Here is a 5,046-nt window from a genome sequence, read left to right as displayed (position 1 = left end):
GGACAAACAGGTTCTATTTTTGAAGGAGGAAGTGTGATGGCCCCATGAAGTTCCATGAAATGAATGAAAACGAAATTGCCAGCGCCTTAAGAACAGATTTTACAGAAGGATTAGATGAAAAGGAAGTAAAAAGCAGACGAGAGCAGCATGGGCCTAATGCATTAACTGAAGGGGAAAAGCAATCAGCACTATTATTATTCTTTAGCCAGTTCAAGGATTTCATGGTGCTTGTATTGCTAGCGGCCACCTTGATCTCTGGCCTTCTGGGTGAAATGGTTGATGCCATCGCGATTATTGCTATTGTGCTTGTGAATGGCATTTTAGGTTTTTTTCAAGAAAGGAAAGCAGAAAAATCACTCGATGCACTTAAAGAACTTTCTGCCCCTCAGGTTCACGCATTAAGGGATGGAGGATGGATTAAAATCCCGTCCAAGGATGTCGTGCCGGGTGATATATTAAAATTCACCTCGGGTGACCGGATTGGTGCAGATATCCGGTTGATTGAGTCCTGGAGTCTGGAGATAGAAGAATCAGCGCTGACAGGAGAATCCGTTCCGGTCCAAAAAAATACAAGCCCTTTACGAATTCCTAATCCTGGTCTTGGTGATATGGAAAATATGGCTTTCATGGGTACGATGGTCACAAGAGGAAGCGGTACGGGTGTTGTTGTAGCCACAGGGATGAAAACAGCTATGGGCCAAATCGCAGATCTGCTGCAGACAGCTGAAGCACAAGAGACACCATTGCAGCGGAGACTAGAACAGCTGGGGAAAATACTCATCACGGCTGCATTGTTCCTTACACTTTTAGTCGTTGGAGTCGGTGTTCTCCAGGGCCACGATCTATACACAATGTTCCTGGCGGGTGTCAGCTTGGCGGTTGCTGCGATTCCTGAAGGCCTTCCGGCAATTGTAACAGTTGCATTATCGCTTGGTGTGCAGCGGATGATCAGGAAGAATGCCATTGTCAGGAAACTGCCTGCAGTAGAAACACTTGGCTGCGCTTCTGTTATTTGCTCCGATAAAACAGGCACGATGACACAAAATAAAATGACCGTAACACATTTGTGGAGCGGTGGTAAAACTTGGACTGTGGATGGTGTAGGATATTCTCCAACAGGCTCATTCTTCCACAAAGAAAGAACCATTCATCCTCAGTCTGAAAAATCACTTCAGCAGCTTTTGACGTTTGGCATGTTATGCAATCATTCTGAAATCATTGAGAAAGATGATGAATATGCCATCGATGGCGATCCTACGGAGGGTGCACTTTTAGTGGCAGCGATGAAGGCTGGGTATCGAAGACAAAGCCTGCTGAATCAGTTTGAAATAGTTAATGAATTTCCCTTTGATTCAAAGCGGAAAATGATGAGTATGATTGTTAAAGATAAAAACGGAAGAAAGTTCGCTGTCGTTAAAGGAGCTCCCGATGTGTTGATCGGTTTGAGTGAATCGATTCTTTGGGATCAAAGACAGCAATTCCTTTCCAAGGATTTGACGTCAAAAGTCCAGGCAGCGATTGATGAACTCGCTGGAAACGCTTTGAGGACAATTGCAATCGCATTCAAGCCTATTTCTGAGAATACCGTGGTCCTTCATGAGAATGAAGCTGAAAAAGGGCTGACGTTCATCGGTTTGCAGGGAATGATTGATCCGCCGCGACCAGAAGTTAAAACGGCGGTAAAAGAATGCCGTGATGCCGGAATCAAAACGGTGATGATTACCGGAGACCATGTTATAACTGCAAAAGCAATTGCGAAGCAGCTTGGAATTCTGACTAAGGACAGTAAGGTCATAGAGGGTAAGACATTGTCAGAGATGTCCGTTTCCGAGCTTGAGGATGTTGTAGATGATGTTTCCGTTTTTGCGAGAGTATCGCCTGAACATAAGTTAAAAATCGTTAAGGCTCTTCAAAATAGAGGACATATTGTTGCAATGACAGGAGATGGGGTCAATGACGCCCCGGCGATTAAGGCCGCTGATATTGGAGTAGCCATGGGGATCACAGGTACAGATGTAGCGAAAGAAGCATCATCCCTGGTGCTGCTCGATGATAACTTTGCAACCATAAAGGCTGCGATCAAAGAAGGTCGAAATATCTATGAAAATATTAGAAAGTTCATCCGATATTTGCTTGCATCAAATGTAGGTGAGATTCTGGTCATGCTATTCGCGATGATTTTGGGCTTACCGCTTCCGCTCGTACCGATTCAAATACTTTGGGTAAATCTTGTAACAGACGGACTGCCTGCTATGGCACTAGGTTTGGACCAGCCGGAAGAAGATGTAATGAAGCGCTCACCACGCCATCCAAAAGAAGGGGTATTTGCCCGGGGGTTGGGCTGGAAAGTGGTTTCAAGAGGATTCTTAATCGGTTTAGTGACGCTGATCGCTTTTATGGTTGTTTACGGAAGAAATCCAGAAGAGCTTGCCTATGCCCAGACAATTGCGTTCGCAACACTTGTTATGGCCCAGCTAATCCATGTTTTTGATTGCAGAAGTGAAAAATCCGTATTTGCCCGCAATCCATTTGGCAATAAATATCTCGTATGGGCGGTAATATCTTCACTTGTTATGGTTCTTGCCGTCATTTACTCGCCAATGCTCCAGCCGATTTTCCATACTGTAGCCATCCTGCCTGCTGACTGGCTGTTGATCATTGGATTATCTGCAGTTCCTACATTTTTGCTTGCCGGAACATTTTTTGCAAGAAAAACAAAAAGAAATATGATATAATCCTTTAGGTAATAGAGAAGGCTCTATTGCCTTTCTTTTTTTTATTATTAAATTATCACTAAAAATAAAGGCTCTGTTATAGGTCCATGTTATTTTAAATCTGTTGATTGGAGCGAAAATCAACAGTCTAATTTAACAAAGACACTCATGCAAAAGTTTTGCACCATGAGGTATGTAAATTAGCATTGCAGACTCCCTTATTTTCAGGATAGCCTATGAAAAATTAAAAACCTTCACGAATCAACTCGACTTTTTATAGAGAATGGATGTGTCTTGAATGGTCGTCAGTATGACTGGATTTGGAAGGAGTAAGGCTGATTCGGAAAGGTTCAGCGTCAATGTTGAGGTGAAGACGGTAAACCACCGTTTTTGTGAATTTCATATACGTATGCCTCGCCAGCTCCTGAAAACGGAAGAAAAAATAAAAAAGAAACTTGGTGAACACATAAAAAGAGGGAGAGTCGAAGTATTTGTAACTTTGGAGGGTGAAGGCATAGTAAGCCGAAGTGTACATATTGACTGGCAAGCCCTGGACGAATTAGTCCATCACATATCTGAAATCAAAAACCGGTACGGCATTACCGGTGAGATTGAGCTTCGAGACCTTGTCAACAGGGACGAAATCATTCATATTGAAGAAAAAGAGACAGAGAATGAAGAACTCGAACAGCTTGTATTGGCTGCAATCCAGGACGCGGGAACACAGTTGGTCCAGATGCGCCTGCTTGAAGGTAAGGTTCTTGAGAGCGATGTTTCTCAAAACATCCAGCAGCTAAAAGGCAATCTCAGCAAGGTAAAACAATTCGCCCCAGATGTTGTAGAGCAATACAGAGACAGGCTGAATAAGAAAATGGCTGATTTTTTGGATGGTCAGGCTGATGAGAGCAGGATACTTACTGAAGTCGCGTTTTTTGCAGACAAAGCCGATATCAGTGAAGAAATCACCAGGCTTGAAAGCCATGTCATCCAATTTACAGAAATAATGAAAGCGAATGAACCTCTTGGCAGAAAACTTGATTTTTTGCTTCAGGAAATGAATCGCGAGGTCAATACGATTGGATCCAAAGCGAATGATTCTAGAATTGCCAGAGAAGTTGTCGAAATGAAAAGTCTCCTTGAAAAGGTTAAAGAGCAAGTACAGAATATTGAATAGCGTTTAGAATGAGCTTTGCAAGGTAAAAATAAATAACTGATGATTGGGGGACCATCATGGCAATAAAGCTTATAAATATAGGCTTCGGCAATATTGTTTCAGCGAACAGGATCATTTCGATCGTGAGTCCAGAATCCGCTCCGATTAAAAGGATCATTCAGGATGCACGTGACCGCGGGTCATTAATAGATGCTACATATGGAAGAAGGACCAGGGCTGTTATCGTAATGGACAGCGACCACGTCATTCTCTCTGCGGTACAGCCAGAAACAGTTGCCCACCGCTTGAATGACAGGGATGATATTATTGATGAAGGGTAGGACTTTTTAATGCAGGAAAAAGGATTGTTGATTGTTCTTTCAGGGCCATCAGGAGTTGGAAAAGGAACGGTCCGGAAAGAATTGTTTTCCCAGCCGGATACAGCTTTTGAATACTCCGTTTCAGCTACGACCAGGTTCCCGCGGGAAGGCGAGAGAAATGGGGTAGATTATTTCTTCAAAACAAGGGAAGAATTTGAAGATATGATCAAACAGGACCAGCTGCTTGAATATGCAGAGTTTGTAGGCAACTATTATGGCACTCCTGTAGAATATGTCCGCCAAACTCTTGACGCCGGGAAGGATGTTTTCCTAGAGATTGAAGTTCAGGGCGCAAGCCAGGTCCGCAGGAAGTTTCCGGAAGGGCTGTTCATTTTCCTGGCTCCGCCTAGCCTTTCAGAACTTGAAAACCGAATCGTTACGCGAGGAACCGAGACGGAGGATATCATTAAAGGCAGAATGAGAGCAGCAAGAGAAGAGATTGAAATGATGGAATTATATGATTATGTTGTTGAAAACGACCATGTGGAAAGTGCCGCTAATCGAGTTAAAGCAATTGTCGTTGCTGAGCATTGCCGCAGGGAACGAGTTCAACATCGCTATAAAAAAATGCTGGAGGTAGATTAAATGCTTTATCCTTCTATTGATTCTTTAATGACAAAAATTGATTCAAAATATTCATTGGTATCGGTTGCTGCAAAGCGTGCTCGCAGTATGCAGGTTCACATGGACCCAAAAATCGATAAGTATGCATCACATAAATTCGTTGGTAAAGCACTTGAGGAAATCAACGCTGAAAAGCTTCATTTCAAAACAGCTGCCAGCCATGAAGAATTAAATA

5 protein-coding genes are annotated in these 5,046 nt (G+C 43.1%); all 5 read left to right on the top strand.

Annotation, left to right across the window (positions count from 1 at the left end):
* Positions 1-44 precede the first annotated feature (44 nt).
* Positions 45-2,735, top strand: a complete 2,691-nt coding sequence (locus WB217_RS10140; protein WP_423993067.1) for a calcium-translocating P-type ATPase, SERCA-type — start codon at positions 45-47, stop codon at positions 2,733-2,735.
* A gap of 277 nt (positions 2,736-3,012) precedes the next feature.
* On the top strand, positions 3,013-3,888 hold the full coding sequence (locus WB217_RS10135; protein ID WP_423993065.1) for a YicC/YloC family endoribonuclease: 876 nt from the start codon (positions 3,013-3,015) through the stop codon (positions 3,886-3,888).
* Between the two features lie 56 nt (positions 3,889-3,944).
* On the top strand, positions 3,945-4,208 hold the full coding sequence (gene remA / locus WB217_RS10130; protein ID WP_023614949.1) for an extracellular matrix/biofilm regulator RemA: 264 nt from the start codon (positions 3,945-3,947) through the stop codon (positions 4,206-4,208).
* Between the two features lie 9 nt (positions 4,209-4,217).
* Positions 4,218-4,832: a guanylate kinase gene (gmk, locus tag WB217_RS10125; RefSeq protein WP_423993062.1), complete on the top strand. Its 615-nt coding sequence runs from the start codon at positions 4,218-4,220 to the stop codon at positions 4,830-4,832.
* A partial coding sequence (gene rpoZ / locus WB217_RS10120; RefSeq protein ID WP_423993060.1) for a DNA-directed RNA polymerase subunit omega occupies positions 4,833-5,046 on the top strand: 214 nt, incomplete at its 3' end.

It is taken from the genome of Mesobacillus sp., assembly GCF_049588175.1.
Taxonomy (GTDB): domain Bacteria; phylum Bacillota; class Bacilli; order Bacillales; family Cytobacillaceae; genus Mesobacillus.
The sequence above is the reverse complement of the archived record's forward strand: the minus strand, read 5'-3'. Positions and strand labels throughout refer to the sequence as shown.

Bases quoted from the DNA above. Each gene is read 5' to 3' on its own strand.
- remA (WP_023614949.1), top strand. From the start codon at position 3,945: ATGGCAATAAAGCTTATAAATATAGGCTTCGGCAATATTGTTTCAGCG.
- WB217_RS10140 (WP_423993067.1), top strand. From the start codon at position 45: ATGAAGTTCCATGAAATGAATGAAAACGAAATTGCCAGCGCCTTAAGA.
- gmk (WP_423993062.1), top strand. From the start codon at position 4,218: ATGCAGGAAAAAGGATTGTTGATTGTTCTTTCAGGGCCATCAGGAGTT.
- WB217_RS10135 (WP_423993065.1), top strand. From the start codon at position 3,013: ATGGTCGTCAGTATGACTGGATTTGGAAGGAGTAAGGCTGATTCGGAA.